The 15,621-nt window shown below is 69.0% G+C and carries 18 protein-coding genes and 1 pseudogene; 1 reads left to right on the forward strand and 18 read right to left on the reverse strand.

Annotated elements, in window-relative coordinates:
• Window position 1 precedes the first annotated feature (1 nt).
• From ACVFYP_RS25160 to ACVFYP_RS25215, 12 genes are all read right to left on the reverse strand, one after another.
• The gene (locus tag ACVFYP_RS25160; RefSeq protein ID WP_168049707.1) at window positions 2-1,162 is read right to left on the reverse strand and encodes a TraB/TrbI/VirB10 family type IV secretion system protein; all 1,161 of its coding nucleotides are present in this window, start codon (window positions 1,160-1,162) and stop codon (window positions 2-4) included.
• Window positions 1,159-2,112, reverse strand: a complete 954-nt coding sequence (gene trbG / locus ACVFYP_RS25165; RefSeq protein ID WP_168049708.1) for a P-type conjugative transfer protein TrbG — start codon at window positions 2,110-2,112, stop codon at window positions 1,159-1,161. The genes ACVFYP_RS25160 and trbG overlap by 4 nt, the downstream gene beginning before the upstream one ends.
• Window positions 2,109-2,792 (reverse strand): conjugal transfer protein TrbF, encoded by a 684-nt coding sequence (trbF, locus tag ACVFYP_RS25170; RefSeq protein ID WP_168049709.1) that lies wholly within the window; start codon window positions 2,790-2,792, stop codon window positions 2,109-2,111. Before trbF ends, trbG begins: the two co-directional genes overlap by 4 nt.
• On the reverse strand, window positions 2,792-4,054 hold the full coding sequence (trbL, locus tag ACVFYP_RS25175) for a P-type conjugative transfer protein TrbL (protein ID WP_305672312.1): 1,263 nt from the start codon (window positions 4,052-4,054) through the stop codon (window positions 2,792-2,794). The genes trbF and trbL overlap by 1 nt, the downstream gene beginning before the upstream one ends.
• Window positions 4,055-4,098: 44 nt before the next feature.
• The gene (gene trbJ, locus ACVFYP_RS25180; RefSeq protein WP_499202980.1) at window positions 4,099-4,848 is read right to left on the reverse strand and encodes a P-type conjugative transfer protein TrbJ; all 750 of its coding nucleotides are present in this window, start codon (window positions 4,846-4,848) and stop codon (window positions 4,099-4,101) included.
• On the reverse strand, window positions 4,845-7,283 hold the full coding sequence (gene trbE, locus ACVFYP_RS25185; RefSeq protein WP_499202981.1) for a conjugal transfer protein TrbE: 2,439 nt from the start codon (window positions 7,281-7,283) through the stop codon (window positions 4,845-4,847). The genes trbJ and trbE overlap by 4 nt, the downstream gene beginning before the upstream one ends.
• Before the next feature lie 7 nt (window positions 7,284-7,290).
• Window positions 7,291-7,563 carry a VirB3 family type IV secretion system protein gene (locus ACVFYP_RS25190; protein WP_499202982.1) on the reverse strand — a complete coding sequence of 91 codons (273 nt, stop codon included), beginning with the start codon at window positions 7,561-7,563 and terminating at the stop codon, window positions 7,291-7,293.
• A complete protein-coding gene (locus tag ACVFYP_RS25195) occupies window positions 7,563-7,883 on the reverse strand; it encodes a TrbC/VirB2 family type IV secretion system protein (protein WP_168049714.1) in 321 nt (106 codons plus the stop codon). Before ACVFYP_RS25195 ends, ACVFYP_RS25190 begins: the two co-directional genes overlap by 1 nt.
• The gene (gene trbB / locus ACVFYP_RS25200) at window positions 7,880-8,848 is read right to left on the reverse strand and encodes a P-type conjugative transfer ATPase TrbB (RefSeq protein ID WP_168049715.1); all 969 of its coding nucleotides are present in this window, start codon (window positions 8,846-8,848) and stop codon (window positions 7,880-7,882) included. Before trbB ends, ACVFYP_RS25195 begins: the two co-directional genes overlap by 4 nt.
• Before the next feature lie 372 nt (window positions 8,849-9,220).
• A complete protein-coding gene (locus ACVFYP_RS25205; protein ID WP_168049716.1) occupies window positions 9,221-9,601 on the reverse strand; it encodes a YkvA family protein in 381 nt (126 codons plus the stop codon).
• On the reverse strand, window positions 9,598-11,607 hold the full coding sequence (locus ACVFYP_RS25210) for a bifunctional DedA family/phosphatase PAP2 family protein (protein ID WP_499202983.1): 2,010 nt from the start codon (window positions 11,605-11,607) through the stop codon (window positions 9,598-9,600). Before ACVFYP_RS25210 ends, ACVFYP_RS25205 begins: the two co-directional genes overlap by 4 nt.
• Before the next feature lie 61 nt (window positions 11,608-11,668).
• Window positions 11,669-11,947, reverse strand: coding sequence for a hypothetical protein (locus tag ACVFYP_RS25215; RefSeq protein ID WP_168049718.1), 279 nt, complete (start codon window positions 11,945-11,947; stop codon window positions 11,669-11,671).
• Window positions 11,948-12,064: 117 nt separating this feature from the next.
• On the opposite strand from ACVFYP_RS25215, the gene ACVFYP_RS25220 reads away from it, so the two are divergent.
• A complete protein-coding gene (locus ACVFYP_RS25220) occupies window positions 12,065-12,343 on the forward strand; it encodes a metal-sensing transcriptional repressor (RefSeq protein ID WP_168049719.1) in 279 nt (92 codons plus the stop codon).
• 92 nt (window positions 12,344-12,435) lie between these two features.
• Here the strand turns inward: ACVFYP_RS25220 and ACVFYP_RS25225 are convergent.
• From ACVFYP_RS25225 to ACVFYP_RS25250, 6 genes and pseudogenes are all read right to left on the reverse strand, one after another.
• A pseudogene (locus ACVFYP_RS25225) lies at window positions 12,436-13,079 on the reverse strand (transposase).
• A 162-nt stretch (window positions 13,080-13,241) separates the two neighbouring features.
• On the reverse strand, window positions 13,242-13,868 hold the full coding sequence (locus ACVFYP_RS25230) for an SCO family protein (protein ID WP_216879211.1): 627 nt from the start codon (window positions 13,866-13,868) through the stop codon (window positions 13,242-13,244).
• Window positions 13,869-13,877: 9 nt separating this feature from the next.
• Window positions 13,878-14,372: a copper chaperone PCu(A)C gene (locus tag ACVFYP_RS25235; protein ID WP_168049721.1), complete on the reverse strand. Its 495-nt coding sequence runs from the start codon at window positions 14,370-14,372 to the stop codon at window positions 13,878-13,880.
• 58 nt (window positions 14,373-14,430) lie between these two features.
• A complete protein-coding gene (locus ACVFYP_RS25240; protein WP_168049722.1) occupies window positions 14,431-14,823 on the reverse strand; it encodes a hypothetical protein in 393 nt (130 codons plus the stop codon).
• Window positions 14,820-15,146 carry a YnfA family protein gene (locus ACVFYP_RS25245; protein WP_168049723.1) on the reverse strand — a complete coding sequence of 109 codons (327 nt, stop codon included), beginning with the start codon at window positions 15,144-15,146 and terminating at the stop codon, window positions 14,820-14,822. Before ACVFYP_RS25245 ends, ACVFYP_RS25240 begins: the two co-directional genes overlap by 4 nt.
• Complete coding sequence (locus tag ACVFYP_RS25250; protein WP_230411007.1) at window positions 15,143-15,553, reverse strand: M23 family metallopeptidase; 411 nt, start codon at window positions 15,551-15,553, stop codon at window positions 15,143-15,145. Before ACVFYP_RS25250 ends, ACVFYP_RS25245 begins: the two co-directional genes overlap by 4 nt.
• Window positions 15,554-15,621 lie beyond the last annotated feature (68 nt).

Raw genomic sequence — 15,621 nt, forward strand, 5'->3', positions numbered from 1 at the left:
GTCAGCCTCCATACGGTTCGAGCACGAGATCGCGGTGGACGATGACGCGGACCGGGAAGCCCGGGCGTACGGTCAGCGTCGGCGGGACCGAGAGCTGCCGGCGGACGATCTCCTCGCCGGCGCGGCCGACGGTATCCTGGCCGCTTTCGCGGATGGCGCGGGCGATGTCGCTCTCGTCGTCCTGGCCCAGTTCCAGGCCGAGGTTGAGCAGTGTCGCGAGGCCCGCGGCTAAAAAGAGCTGTCCCCAATGGTGGTCGACGCCGTCCTCAAGCCCCGCATAGCCCGCCTCATCGGTACCCGGCATGCGCTCCAGCACGATGGAGCGGCCGCTGGGTAGAATCAGCCGGTTCCAGGCCAGCAGGATGCGCCGCTGCCCGAAGCTGATCCGGCTGTCGTAGGCGCCGATCAGGCGCGCGCCCTGCGGGATGAGCAGATGCCGCCCCGTTGGGCTGTCGAAGACGTTTGCAGTGACCTGGGCGGTGATCTGCCCGGGCAGGTCGGAGCGGAGGCCGGTGAGCAGCGCCGCGGGGATGACGCTGCCGGCCTGGATGACGAACGGACTAACCGGTGCCTGAAGGCGGTCCGCTGAGGTTGTGCGCCGATCCGCCTGGCCTCCGAGGAAGGCGGTGCGACGATCGGTCGCATCCTGGCCTATGGGCAATGCGCCGGGTTCCACAGCTTGCGGCCCGACCGGCTCGGCGCCGCGCGGCGCACCTCGCGCCTCGACCTGCACAAAGAGCCGGCTGGTGCGCGCTGCTTCGATTTCCTGTAGCCGGCGCTGCTCGGCAGGATCGGCGGTTGTCGGCATCGCCGGCGGCACGACCGGCTGACCGCGTTCCTGGGCGCGCAGGATCGGGCGGCCCAGATCGCCTGGCAGCGGCGGCCCCAGCTGCGGAATGCCCGCATAGTCGCGCGGCAGGTTGGCAAGGCCATCGGCCTCCGGATTCCTGTCGGTGCTGTAGAGCTCGCGCGGGCCCTCGCCGCCGCTGCGGCTCTGTAGTGCCACGATCAGCGCCCCGCCGATCCCGAGCCCGGCCGCGACGCCAAGGCCAATCAACACCCGCCGGGAGAGCCGCATAACCCTGGGCGGATCGGGGCGCAGGCGCAGTGCCGCCGCGATGTCGCGCTCGCTCCCGCCCCGTTCCGGTGCCGCCCCGCTCATCGCGCCCGGCCGTCGGTGCGCACGATGCGTACGCGCTGCTGGCGGTCGCCGAGGCGCAGCTCCGCCGCGGCGAAGAGCCGGTCGACGATCATGAAGTTCTGCCGGACGCGGTAGTTCACCAGCTGCCCCTCGCCCTTCGGCCCGATGACGAAGAGCGGCGGCATCTCGCCCTGGCCGATGCCGCGCGGGAACTCGATGAAGACCTGCCGCTCGTCGTCGAAGGCGCGCAGCGGCCGCCAGGCCGGGCTGTCGCCCTCGACCTCGTAGCGGAAGCGCAGCCGCGAGAGATCGAGTCCTTGCTCGACGGGCGCCGCAGCATTCTGCCGGCGCAGAGCGATCAGCGCGTCCTGCGGATACTGCCAGGAGACCGAGGCCATAAAGGTGCGCTCGGTGGAGCGCAGCTCCAGCAGGTAGGTGCGCCGGTCGGTATTGATGATGAGGTTGGTGGTGAGGTCGGGCCGCGTTGGCTTGACGATGATGTGCACGCGGCGCGCAGGACCCGTGCCGCTTTCGGTGTCGCCAATGATCCAGCGCACCGTGTCGCCGGCGGCGACGGGGCCATTGCCGACCAGCGTCTCGCCCTCCTGCAACATGATGGCCGTGACCTGGCCGGGCGCTGTGTAGACTTGGTAGAGCGCGCCGGGCGTGAAGGGGTAGACCTGCACCGCGTTGATAAAGCCAGCCCGGAGCGGCTGTACCCGGGCCGCGGCGTTGGCCTGGTTGACTCGGACGGTGGGATCGGGCGGCTCGGCTGTGCGCCTTGAGGGCGGGAGCCGCTGAAGCTGCCCTGGCAGCGGTAGCGGCGTTGGCACCTCGACGATCTCAACCGATCGCGGCGGCTCCGGTATCTGCGTCGCCTGGATTGGCTCGTCATCGTAGCTGATCTCGGGCGGGCGGAAGGCGCAGGCGCCAAGGAGAAGCAGCGCCAGGATGATATGTGCCTGCCTCATTGCCCGAGCTCCCGTGACCAGTTGATGGCGTGGACGAAGATGCCGAGAGGGTTCCTGCGCAGACGCTCGGCATCGCGTGCGGGCTGCACGACAATGGTCAGGATCGCGGTCCAGCGCTCGGTACGAGAGAGCTGCCCGTTCTCGTAGGTCCGTTCGATCCAGGCGACGCGAAAGCTGTCGTCGGAGGCGCGGATGACGCTGGAGACCTCGATTGCGACCTGCTCACGCCCGACACGGCCAAAGGGGTCGCTGACGCGGGCGAAGTCGTTCAGCGCCAGCGCGCCGCGGTCGGTCGCGAAGTCATAGGCGCGCAACCAGTTTTGGCGGACGATGATCGGGTCGGCGGCGATGCCGCGCACCTGTTCGATGAAGCGCGCAAGGTGCCAGGCGATCTGCGGGTCGGTCGGCCGGAAACTCGCGACGGCGGGGGCGACCGCCTGCGCCTCGCCGAGCCGGTCCACCTGCACGACCCAGGGCACGATGGTGCCCCGGGCGGACTGCCAGACCAGGGCGGCCGCCAAGCCGGCGATCAGGGCAAGTTCACCCAGCGCCATGAGGCGCCAGTTGCGCGCCTGGACGCGAGCGGAGCCGATGCGCTCATCCCAGGCCTGGGCGGCGCGCTGGTAGGGCGTCTCGGGCTCGGGGGTGCGGCCGTAGCGGACGGACGGGCGACGGAACATCAGCGATCCTCCGAGAGGCGGATGGAAGTGCCGGCGCCGCCGCCGTCACCCGAGCGGATGGCGTGGCCGAGGGTCGTGACACCGTGGCTGAGCGCCTGGCCGCGCCGCATGCGGCGGGCCCAGGCCGGGGCACCGGAGGATGGTGGCGGGTCGGCGGGCGGCGAGCCGGCGTCGGAGACAGTCGTGCTGCCGGCGGCGTGGCTGGCGCGAAGGCTCCCCGCCACGCTGCGCAGCGGGCTGATGGCGGCTGAGCCCGCGGCGATCGCAACGCCCGAGGCGCCCCCGCTGCGGTAGGCGGTGCTCGCGGCGCCGAGTGCGTAGGCCGAGCCGCGCGCGCCGGCTCCGATGGCCGATCCTGCTGCACCCACCACGGCCGCGCCCGTGCGCACGGCAGCCGCGCCGGCGACCATGGCGCCCCCCGCCGCGAGGCCCGTGCCGACCGCCGCGCCAGCGCCGAGCTGCGGCCCGCCGGAGATCAGCCCATTGGCGATACCCGGCCCAAAAATCCCGAGTGCCAGCAGCGCCAGCGCGGCGAGGACGATGGACATCGCCTCGTCGATGGTCGGCTGGTTGGCGCCGAAGCCCGCGGTGAACTGCGTGAAGAGCGTTGAGCCGATGCCGATAATCACGGCCAGCACCAGAACCTTGACGCCGGAGGAGACGACGTTGCCGAGCACGCGTTCGGCGAGGAAGGCCGTCTTGCCAAACAGCCCGAAGGGCACCAGCACGAAGCCCGCCAGCGTCGTCAGCTTGAACTCGATCAGCGTCACGAAGAGCTGGATCGCCAGGATGAAGAAGGACAGCAGGACGATCGCCCAGGCGAAGAGCAGGACGAAGATCTGCAGGAAGTTTTGGAAGAAGGAGATATAGCCCATCAATCCGGAGATCGCCTGGAGCAGCGGCCGCCCGGCATCGAGACCGACCTGCGCGACGCGGCCGGGCTGGAGCAGCTGCTGGGCGGTGATGCTCGAGCCAGAGGCGATCAGGCCGAGGCCGGCAAAGCTGTCAAAGATGACCTGAGCCAGAAAATTCCAGTTGCCGATGATCCAGGCGAAGACGCCCACGAAGAGGGTCTTCTTGATCAGGCGGGCGATGATGTCGTCGTCGGCTCCCCAGGCCCAGAACAGGGCGGCGAGTGTGACGTCGATGACGATGAGCGTCGCGGCAAGGAAGGCCACCTCGCCGCCGAGCAGCCCGAAGCCGCTGTCGATGTAGCGGGTGAAGACGTCGAGGAAGCTGTCGATGACGCCGGTGCCGTTCATGGCACGTCCAGGGGGCGGCAGGGATGTGGCGCCACGATACGCTCTCAGGGACCATGGAACATGCGGGCGGAGCCGGGCTGATAGCCGACGCCGGGTGCCAAAAAGCGCTCCCTCTGCTCGCGGGCCTGCTCCTCGCCGCTGGCGACGCGTGCGGCCTCCAAGGCTTCTGCCCGGCCCTGGGCGGCGACGACGGCCGTGAGGTCTGCGATCTGTTGCGACTGGAGAGCGAGAAGCTGATTGCCCGCCTGCGCCGCCTGAAGCGCACCGGTCGCGCCTTGGCTCTGGCTCATCAGCGTCTCGGCCTCGGCGCGCGTTCCGGTCAGGTTGCCCATCACGGTCGCCTGGGTCATCAGCGCGTCCTGGAAGCCCGCGACCGAGGTCTGCCAGCGCTCGCGGGCATTGGCGTACATCTGCTGGCTGGAGCCGAGCGAGGCGGCGCTGCCGTAGCCCTGCGCGAAGGCGCGCTCGATGTCCGTTACGTCGTAGGCGAGGCGCTGAGCGCGGGCGATCAGCATTTCCGTCCGCGCGAAGGACTGCTGAAGCCGCGCCAGCGACGAATAGGGCAGGCTCGTGAGATTGCGCGACTGGTTGACCAGCATCTGCGCCTCGTTCTGGAGCGAGGCGATCTGATTGTTGATCTGGTCGAGTGCGCGGGCGGCGGAGAGGATGTTCTGGGCGTAGTTCCACGGGTCGAAGACCGTCCGTTGTGCCATGGCGGGTGTGACCGCGACGGGAAGAGGGAGGCCTAGCAGGGCCGCACCGATCAGCGCAGCGTGAATTGGGCGGCGGATCATGGGGGAGAATCCTCCATAGGGTCGGGCAGCAGTTCGGCAGCCCATTCCAGGCCGTGGCGCAGCAGCCAGGCGCGTGCGAACCCCGCGTGGCCATGGCTGGCGAGGGTCTCGGCGATGGCGGCCTGGTCGGTCTTGGAGGAGGCCGCGCAGAAGGTGAGCGCAACCTCCGACAGCCCCAGCTCGAAGAGCCGATTGCCGCGGCGAGACTGGCAGTAATAGTCGCGCTTGGGCGTGGCGCGGGCGAGGATCTCTATCTGGCGGTCATTCAGACCGAAGCGCGTGTAGATGGCGGCGATCTGCGGCTCCAGCGCCCGCTCGTTCGGCAGGAAGACGCGCGTCGGACAGCTCTCGATGATCGCCGGCGCGATAGCCGAGCCGTCCACGTCGGCCAGCGACTGGGTCGCGAAGACCACCGAGGCGTTCTTCTTGCGGAGCGTCTTGAGCCATTCGCGCAGCTGCGCGCCGAAGGTGGCGTCATCCAGCGCGAGCCAGCCCTCGTCGACGATGATGAGCGTCGGGCGGCCGTCGAGGCGCCGGCCGATGGCGTGGAAGAGATAGGCCAGCACAGCGGGGGCGGCGGCGGTGCCGATGAGCCCCTCGGTCTCAAAGGCCTGCACTTCGGCCTCGCCCAGCCGCTCCGCCTCGGCGTCCAGCAGCCTGCCCCAGGGGCCGGCTAGGGTGTACGGCTCGAGCGCGCGCTTGAGCGCCTGAGACTGGAGCAGCACTGCAAGGCCGGTCACGGTGCGCTCGTGGGTCGGCGCGGAGGCAAGGCTGGTCAGCGCGGACCAGAGGTGGTCCTTCACCGCCGGATCGATCGCGACACCCTCGCGGGCGAGGAGGCCGGCGATCCACTCCGCTGCCCAGGCGCGCTCCTCCGACGCATCGATCCGCGCGAGCGGTTGCAGCGCGACAGGCTGGGCCATGTCGCCAGCCAGCGCGCCGCCGAGGTCGTGCCAGTCTCCACCCATGGCGATCGCCGCCGCGCGGATCGAGCCTCCGAAGTCGAAGGCGAAGACCTGCGCGCCCGCGTAGCGGCGGAACTGCAGCGCCATCAGCGCCAGCAGCACCGACTTGCCCGCGCCGGTCGGACCGATGACCAGCGTGTGCCCGACATCCCCCACATGCAGCGAGAAGCGGAAAGGCGTCGTGCCCTCCGTCCGCGCATGGAAGAGCGGCGGGCCACCGAGATGCTCGTTCCGCTCCGGCCCTGCCCAGACCGCCGAGATCGGCACGATGTGGGCGAGGTTGAGCGTCGAGATCGGCGGCTGCCGAACATTGGCGTACAGATGGCCAGGAAGACTGCCGAGCCATGCCTCGACGGCGTTCACCCCCTCGCGGATGACCGTGAAGTCGCGGGACTGAATGACCTTCTCGACCAGGCGGAGCTTGTCGTCCGCCGCGCGGGCGTCCTCGTCCCAGACCGTCACGGTTGCTGTGACATAGGCCCAGCCGGCGATGTCCTGGCCGAGCTCCTGGAGCGCCTCGTCGGCATCGGCGGCCTTGTTGGCGGCGTCACTGTCCAACAACACGCTCTGCTCGTTGGTCATCACCTCCTTCAGGATGGCGGCGATCGACTTGCGCTTGGCGAACCACTGCCGGCGGATGCGCGTGAGCAGCCTCTGCGCATCTGTCCGGTCGAGGCAGATGGCGCGGGTGCACCAGCGATATTCGAAGGCGAGCGCGTTCAGCTCGTCAAGAATCCCGGGGAAGGTGGCGCTCGGGAAGCCAATGACGGTCAGCACGCGCAGATGCGCATCGCCGAGCCGGGGCGCGAGGCCGCCCACCAGCGGCTGCTCAGCCAATAGCGCATCCAGGTGCATCGGCGTCTCGGGGACGCGCACCAGGTGGCGGCGGGTCGAGACCGTCGAGTGCAGGAAGGTCAGGGTCTCACCATCGTCGAGCCATCCCGCCTCCGGCACGAAGGCCTCGATCTGGTCGAGCACGCGGGTGGTTCGGTCGATAAAGCCGCGTAGCGCCTCGCGGCCGGTGGCAGCGTCTGCGCCTTCCGTGCCCTCGTAGAGCCAGCCCTCGGCGCGGGTGGCGTCGTCGGCCGGGGGCAGCCAGGCGAAGGTGAGGAAGTAGCGGCTCTCGAAATGCGAGCCGGCCTCCTCGAACTGGGCGCGACGCTCAGCATCGACCAGGGCCGAGACGGGGTCGGGGAAGGTGCTGGCCGGGTAGCCGCGCGCCGGCACCCGCTGGGCCTCCGCGAAGACCGCCCAGCCTGACCCGAGGCGGCGCAGCGCGCCGTTCAGCCTCGCGGCGGTCGCGGCGAGCTCTGCTGGGGTGGCGCTGTCCAGGTCGGGGCCCCGGAAGCGTGCGCTGCGCTGGAAGGAGCCGTCCTTGTTCAGCACCACGCCGGGTGCGACCAGGGCGGCCCAAGGGAGGAAGTCCGCCAGCGTCTGGGGTTTCGTGCGGTACTCGGCGAGGTTCAGCATCGCCGCCTCACGCGCGCAGCCAGGCGGGGTAGCGCAGGTGCCGGCGCACCACCTCGACGAACTGCGCATCGCGTCGAGCCGCCCAGACGGCGGCGAGATGGCCAGCCAGCCCGATCAATAAGCCGGCGACCCAAAGGCGCAGCCCGAGGCCGATCGCCGCGGCGATCGTGCCGTTGGCAATCGCGACTGCGCGCGGCGCGCCGGCGAGCAGGATCGGCTCGATCAGCGCGCGGTGCACCGGCGCCGAAAAGCCCGGGACGAGATCGGCCGGCGCGGCCATCAGATCAGCGCCCCGCCGCCGAACTGGAAGAAGGAGAGGAAAAAGCTCGACGCCGCGAAGGCGATCGAGATCCCGAAGACGATCTGCACCAGCCGTCGGAACCCGCCAGATGTGTCCCCGAAGGCCAGCGTCAGGCCGGTGACGATGATGATGATCACCGCGATGATCTTGGCGACCGGCCCTTCGATTGATTCCAGCACCTGCTGCAGCGGCTGCTCCCAGGGCATGTTGGAGCCTGCGGCTTGGGCGGGCGCGGCAAGCGCGAGGCAGAGCGCAAAGGCGGCCGCGCCGGCGAGGCGCGTGCGCAGCGTGGATGTCATGGGGTATCTCCTGATGGGGTGAGGTCGTAGTCGCCGGTTGAGGTCAGGCCACGGACCTGGGCGAGTTCAACGAGGCGGCGGTCCACGCCGCGGCCGGCGAGCACGGCGATGACGTCGATCGTCTCGGCGATCAAAGCGCGCGGAACGGTGACGACGGCTTCCTGGATCAGTTGTTCAAGACGACGCAGTGCGCCCAGAGCAGAGCCCGCGTGGATGGTGCCGATGCCGCCGGGGTGGCCTGTGCCCCAGGCCTTTAGGAGGTCGAGCGCTTCGGCGCCTCGGACCTCGCCGATGGGGATACGGTCGGGGCGCAGGCGGAGCGCGCGCCGGACGAGTTCTGAGAGCGAGACGACGCCATCCTTGGTACGCAGCGCGACCAGGTTCGGCGCGCGGCACTGGAGCTCGCGCGTGTCCTCGATCAGCACGACACGGCCGCCCTCGCGCGCCACCTCGGCGAGCAGGGCGTTGGTCAGCGTTGTTTTGCCGGTCGAGGTACCACCAGCCACTAGAATGTTGCTGCGTTCTGCGATCGCACAGCGTAGCGCGGCCGCCTGCGTGGCCGTCATGATGCCGGAGGCGGCGTAGTCCTCCAGCGTGAACACGGCGACGGCGGGCTTGCGGATCACGAAGGCCGGGGCCGCGACGACCGGGGGCAGCAGTCCCTCGAAGCGCTCACCCGTCTCGGGCAGCTCCGCCGAGACGCAGGGGCGGTCCGCATGCACCTCCGCCCCGACATGGTGGGCCACGAGGCGGATGATGCGCTCGCCATCGGCGAAGGCGAGCCGCTGGCCCGTGTCGGCGAGGCCTTCCGCGAGTCGGTCGATCCACAGCCGGCCGTCGGGGTTGAGCATGACCTCAACGACGGCCGGGTCCTCGAGCCATGCCGCGATGCCGGGACCGAAGGCCGTACGCAGCATGCGCGCGCCACGCGCGGTCGTCTCGGCCTTGAGTAGATGCAGCGACATGCGGTCCCCGTGGTGGTGCCGCGGCGGAGATGCCGAAGCAGGCTGGGACGATTTAGGAGCGCTGGAACGGCGAGCTCGCAATCGACGAATGCTAGCGTCGTGGATAGGCGCGCGAAGAGAAGCGGCCTTCGGCGGCCTTGCGCTTCGGCGCGCCATCTGTCGTCGTACTGGGCCGCGCGACTCAATCCCCGGCATACAGGGCTGCGACCGCCGCGGAAGCGCGTCGCGCATACCCTGCAAATCCAGCTAGCGAGCCCTATCCGCACCATCTTGGACATCAGTCCCAGGTCGGCTCGGAGAAAATGGCGATTGCCCCCATGCGAAGGTCAAGGGACGATGAGGAACCCAGGTTTCGGAGAACATCGCGCCACATCAGGCTATGACTGCCCAAACCAGCAGCGCCGCTGTACCGATCCAGACAATGGCGATAACTGCCGCAGCAATCCTGCTAACCGGGCGCCGCGCCATGGCCATGGCTGCGGCACGATGCTCCGCGATCAGCTCGTCGGGGATCAGCCGCAGCACGAGCCAGATACCGAGCGGCACCAGGATGATGTCGTCGAGATAGCCCAGCACCGGGATGAAATCCGGGATCAGGTCGATCGGCGAGAGGGCATAGGCCGCGACCATCAGGGCCAGCACCCGCGCCAGCCAGGGCGTTCGCTTGTCGCGAGCGGCGAGGTAAAGCGCCAGAACCTCGCGCTTGAGGTCTCGCGCCCAGGCGCGCAGTGCCTGCCATGCCCGGGCCATCATGGCGCGGCCTGGCCGAGGCGCAGCACGCCTCCGCAGCCGCCGTCGCGTGGCGCCAGGCCGCGGTCCGTCTGCACGGCCGCGGCCAGGCCACCGATTGCAGTGCGATCGCCCTGCGCGCTTGGCCGGGGCAAGGACAACACGCCCGCGATCGGGGCCAAAGTCTCCGACATCACCGACGCGATCAGCAGCGCCTGGTCTGGTCGCTCCGGATCCTGCCAGCCGGATGACCATGCCCGCAGGACAAGCCGCTGGTCAGGAGACCCGGCTGGCCGGGCCAGGGTCAGCGCCGGAATCCTGCCGCGGTCCATCACCGGCATGGCCGGCAGGTCCATGGCCGGCGTGCCGGGGGCAATCATGCGGCCGAGCGCCGACGCCGACCAGCCCGGCAGGCTCTGCCAGCGATCAGCCGCGAGCGCCGCCGCGAGGGCGGCGGCCGAGCCCTGCCATTGCAGGAGGATGGGTTCCTCGTCCTCGCCGCCGAGGTCGCTGCGATGGGCGGGCAGGCTTCGCCAACCGCCCGCCAGCCAGGGCTCGGCCAGCAGGCTCGGCCGCAATTCATTGCCGCGCAGCACGGCCATGTCAGGGCCGATATGCGTGGCGATCCGCGCGCCGCCAACGCCGAACAGCAGCACCCCCACCACGGCCGCCATCGCCAAGGGCGCCACGGCCTCGTGCCGAAGATCGCGGAACACGAGCGCGAAGCCCGCCACCACGGCCGCACCCAGCAGCATCCCGCCCACGACATCGGACGGCCAATGCGCGGCCAGATATACGCGCGAGAACGGGATCAGGACGATCAGCGCCAGGATCGGGGCCAGCGCCAGCCGGCGCCACCGCCCCCCTGGCCCGCCGGCGACGAGCCAGGCGAGCAGCCCCAGTGTCACCACCGCCATCGTGCTGTGGCCGCTGGGGAAAGAGAAGCCGGGAGCAATCGGGGTCACCAACGGCGGGCGTCCGGCATGGACGCCGAGCTTGATCGCGGTCATCAGCGCCGCCGTCGCGGCTATGGCGACCAGTACCCCGGCGCCCAGCCGGAACTGGCGCCGGACCAGCAGCCAGCCGATCATCGCGCCGCTGACCACCAGGTTCATCGCGGTGTCGCCAAGCCGCGTTGCGGCCAGCATCACAGGATCGGTCCATTGGGTGTGCAGCGATCCGACCAGCGTCAGCACCGCGGCATCGACACGGACGATCGCCTCGCGCCCGACCACGCCTTCCAGCAGCGCCAGGAAGGCCAGCAGGCAGAAGGCGGCCAGCGCGATCAGCAGGGCGCTGCCACGAAGCCCCGCATGCTCCGGCGCGGCCGCGAGGCGCCCGAGGCGGCCCGCGAGATCGCGCCGCGGCGCCGCCCAGGCGGCGAGCGCGGCGCGGCCTTGCCCGACCCAGCGATGTCCGAACAGGGCCGCTGCCCGCAGCCCCTTCAGCGTCGCCAGTAGCAGGGCCAGAAGCAAGGCGATCGCCAGCCCCAGCCGCAGGCTGATGGCGCCGGCACCCGCCAAAGCCGTGGCCGCCAGCACGCCCGGCAGGACATGCGCTGGCGCCCAGACCAGCGCGGAGGCAATGTTGGCGGCATAGAACCGCCCGGCCCCCATGCCGAGCATCCAGGCGGCAATCGGCACGGTGGAACGCATCACCGGGACGAAACGCGCGATCAGGATGCTGCTGGCGCCGCGCCGCAGGAAATAAGCCTTGCCCCGCTCCAGCAGCTCCGGCCGGCGCGAGAACAGGCTCACATAGAGGGCGATATGCTGCAGCCGATAGAGGAAGAAGATCACACCGAACAGGAACAGGATGTGGTCGTAGCCCGTCATCATCTGCTTGGCGCCCAGGTAGACGAACGGCAGCAGGTTAACCCCGGTGATCTCCTGGATGTAGCCCTTGTCGCCCTCGGCGACGGCATGGGCGAGCGCCTCGGCGGTGGCGCCGAGCAGGGTGAGGCCGAGGACCAGGACGCATAGCCATGGAATTCGCGAAAGGCGCGTGGCGCCCGCGACGGTGGAAATCATGAGATGAGACCGCTCAGGTGAGATAAGGAAGAAACCGTCCGAAGACGACGGCAAGGGTTGCTCAGTCCAGCCCGCGGGGTTGCCGTTCCATCCTGCTGCGTGGCGCCGGCGCAAAGTTGTCCTGACCCAGTATTCCGAGCCGGGCACGCGCCATCCAGCGCGGTGCCAAGGAGGTCAGGCGCACGGTCACCGCCTCATGCACATGGTCTGTGATCGCATGATCGGCAGCATCGTGGGACCCGGGCAGACCCGGATCGTCGGTGGCGTGGACATGGTCACCGGCAATGTGCGTCGACACCGCGGCGAGGGGCGGCGCGAAGGTGCTGATCAGCAGCGCCACGAGCAGCAGCCTGAGTATGGGTCGAAACGCCCTCATGCCGCGATGCTGCTCCAATCGGCCATCGCGGCGACAGATTGCAGATTGACGGTATCCCTACCAGGAGGATAGGACAGACTCATGAATGATCGCCATGTCCACGGCTCCCACCCGGAGATCGCCAAGCGCCTGAAGCGGGCCGAGGGTCATCTACGCAGCGTGGTAGAGATGATCGAGGCGGGCCGGGCATGCCTGGACATTGCGCAGCAGCTCCACGCCGTCGAAGCGGCGATTGCGAACGCCAAGCGCACCCTCATCCATGACCATCTCGACCATTGCTTGGACCATATGGTCGGCGCGATCCCGCGCGCCAATCGCGGGCCCATCGATGATCTCAAGGCGCTCACCAAGTATCTCTGACGCCCAACTGTCATTCTTGGTTTAGCGATGCGGCACGGCTGATCCGCGTGACATCTCTATGGTGACGTCTCAGAGTCGGTCCGCGAACATTTTCAAGGTTGGCAGAGCCTTTGCATCATGAGGCGAATGGATGCGAGGCGGAGGAATGCGAGCGCGGTGCGGCTGAGGTTCCCCCAGTCCTTGGCGAGGCGGCGCCATCGATTGAGCCATGCGATGGTGCGTTCGACGACCCATCGCCGGGGCAGCACCTCGAATCCCTGCGCTGTGTCGGAGCACCTGACGATCTGGATCTGCACCTGGCGCAACACGCGCTTCAGTGCGGCTTGGAACTTCGGCCCCTGGTAGCCGGCATCGGCGGAGAGCTTGCGCAGGAAAGGGAACATCCTGAACAAGGTCGCCATCACCAACACGCCGCCGTCACGGTCTTGCAGACCAGCGCTGTGCACCACCGCGTGCAGCATCAGACCGAGCATGTCGACAAGGACGTGGCGCTTCTTGCCCCATGCAGCATTCTGCGCGGCGGCAGGTCCTTCGGGATCGCACGCGACCGGCAGCCGGTGCCGAGCACGTAGAGCAGACCGTTGACCACCTCGCGCAGGTTCACCGTCCGCGCGTTGCCGCCGCGCTTCGCCGGCGGGATCATCCCAGCGATCAGCGCCCAATCCGCATCGGTCATGTCACTCGGGTAGCGCAACCCGCGCCGGTCATACCGGGACCGGTTCTCCGTCGTCCACATCCGCAACGCCTCCGCAAATCGCTCCAGCCGAGCGAATCACAGGTGACTCAAAGGAATCAAGATGTCTGCGGACAGACACTCATCGTGACCCCGTTGCTGAAGGCGACTTGGCGGTGGGAGTCGTCAAGTCAAGCGAGAGGCTCAGTGTGCCCTCCCTCGTCGTCAATTCTGACCCACCAGCAGCCGCAGTTTCTCCAACGCGACCCGCTCGCTCTCCTTGTAGTCGACCGTCCCGGCGAAGCGCCCCTCGGCATCCAGCAGGAAGATGCTCGCCGAGTGGTCCATCGTGTAGCCACCGCCCTCCAGCGGAACGCGCTGGTAATAGACGCGAAAGCTTCGCGCAGCCTCCGCAATCTGCGGCTCGGTGCCAGACAGGCCCGTGATCCGCCGATCGAAGGCTTCGAGGTAGTTGGCCATCGCCTGCGGTGTGTCGCGCTCGCTGTCCACACTCACGAACAGCCACTGGATCCGATCCGCATCCGCACCCATGGCCTCGATGAAGCTCGTCATCTCATTGAGGGTGGTCGGGCAGACATCGGGACACGACGTGAAGCCGAAGAAGATCGCCACAGGCCGTCCGCGGAAATCCTGCTCGGTCACGGGCCGGCCGCGGTGGTCAGTCAGTCGGAATGGCCCGCCGATCGCAAGGCTCGACGGGCCGGTTGCGACACGTTCGGGAGCCAAGGGCCCATCGGTCACCAGCCAGCCGCCGGTGGTCGCCAGGAGAGCGAAACCCACGACAGCGACGGCACCCCAGGCGAGCCAACGCATCAGGCGCAAGAGCTTCATCGCACGGCCTCAATGCCCGTCGTGGCCGGAGCCGCGCGCGCCGGCTGCTTCGACCGCAAGTTCGACTTCGACGCGCCCGGCCCGCTCGAACACCAGCGTGAGTGGGATGCGCGCACCCTGGGTGAAGCCGCCCTGCGGGCCGACCAGCATCAGGTGCTGGCTGCCAGGTGCGAGGCGGACCTCTTGCCCGGGCGGAATGGCGATCCCGCCAGGGATTGGGCGCATGCGCATGATGCCGTCAGTCAAGGTCATCTCGTGCTGCTCGACCTTGTTCACCCGCGACATCTCGGCTCCAACAAGCCGATCGGCGACGCTGCCGGTGTTGCGGATGGTCATGTAACCCGCCGCGGTCGGGGCGCTGGCCGTGACCGCGCGCGTCCAGGGATGGCCGATCTGCAGGTCGCCGGCGCGGAAATCATGCGCGGTGGCAGACCCGGATGGCAGAGCAGAGGCAGTGAGGGTCGCGCCGGCCATGAGGGCCGCGCGCAGGAAAGTGCGACGCATGAAGGAGAACTCCGAATCGGAATGGAAAGCAGCCGGCGCACGACGCCGGCGATGACGATCAGCCGATATTCGGAGGTGTGGGCGGTGCACGCGCTGGCGGCGGGCCACGCGCTGGCGGCGAGAAAACGAGCCGACGGCCAGGCGGACGAGCCTGTTCGAGGTTCACCCAAGCGGGCTGATGCAGAACGACGTCGGCCGGCGGCAGCGCCCAGGCACCATCCGGCAGACGGCACAGTGGGCAATGCCCGGCCGGCGCCGCATGCGGAGCCTGTTCTTCCTCCGCGGGTCCGGGTTGTCCGGAGGGCAGGCAGAGCGATGAACGCAGCAGCGCGTCGAAGGCCGAACGCTCCACCGTCGCGAAGGCCGGCAGCGGCAGCAACAGGCGCGCGATGATCCCGAGCAGCACCAGCGCCGAGACAGGCGCGCGCAGTTCTGCCCAGATGCGCCTCATGCTTGGCGCGGTCCGTAGAGGATGATCAGCGCGCCAATGACGGAGACGGCGCCACCGATCAGGTCCCAGCGATCGGGCGAAACGCCCTCCACCGCCCGCAGCCAGACCAGCGAAGCCGCGATGTAGATGCCGCCATAGACCGCGAAGGCCCGGCCGGCGCTCTCCACATCCGTCAGCGACAGCAGCCAGCCGAACAGGGCAAGAGATACGACGCCAGCAGCAGCCCAGCCAATAGACCCGCCGAGCCGCCACCTGGTCCAGATCGCATAACAGCCGGCGATCTCGGCCGCGGCAGCCGCGAGGTAGATCGCGAGAGATTTCATTGCGCTGTCGGAGCTTCCGCGACCTCGGTCAAAGGCACGCATGCGGTTCGCGTCAGCCAGGGCCAGGGGTTCTCGGGCCTGCCCCCGCGGCGGAGTTCGACATGCAGGTTGGCCCCGGTGGTGCGTCCGGTGCGTCCAACGACGCCGATCTCCACTGCCGCGTTCACAAGCGTTCCAGCGCGGATGCCTGGCGCGAAGCGGGCAAGATGGGCGTAACGCGCGCGTGAGCCGTCCGGATGTTCAATCTCGACCATCAGGCCGTAGTCGAAGTAGCGCCCGGCGAAAAGCACAACCCCTCGCCCGGCCGCGATCACCGTCGTGCCTTCCGGGGCCCGCAAGTCGATCCCCGAATGCATCCGGCCATGGCGGGGCCCGAAGCCCGAGGAAAGCTCCCCAGCCACGGGCATGGCTGCCGGACACGGGGCCGCCATGCCAGTGGCTGGGACGAATGCAAGGGTTATACCCAGGATTATGC

This window comes from Roseomonas sp. F4 (genome assembly GCF_053891155.1).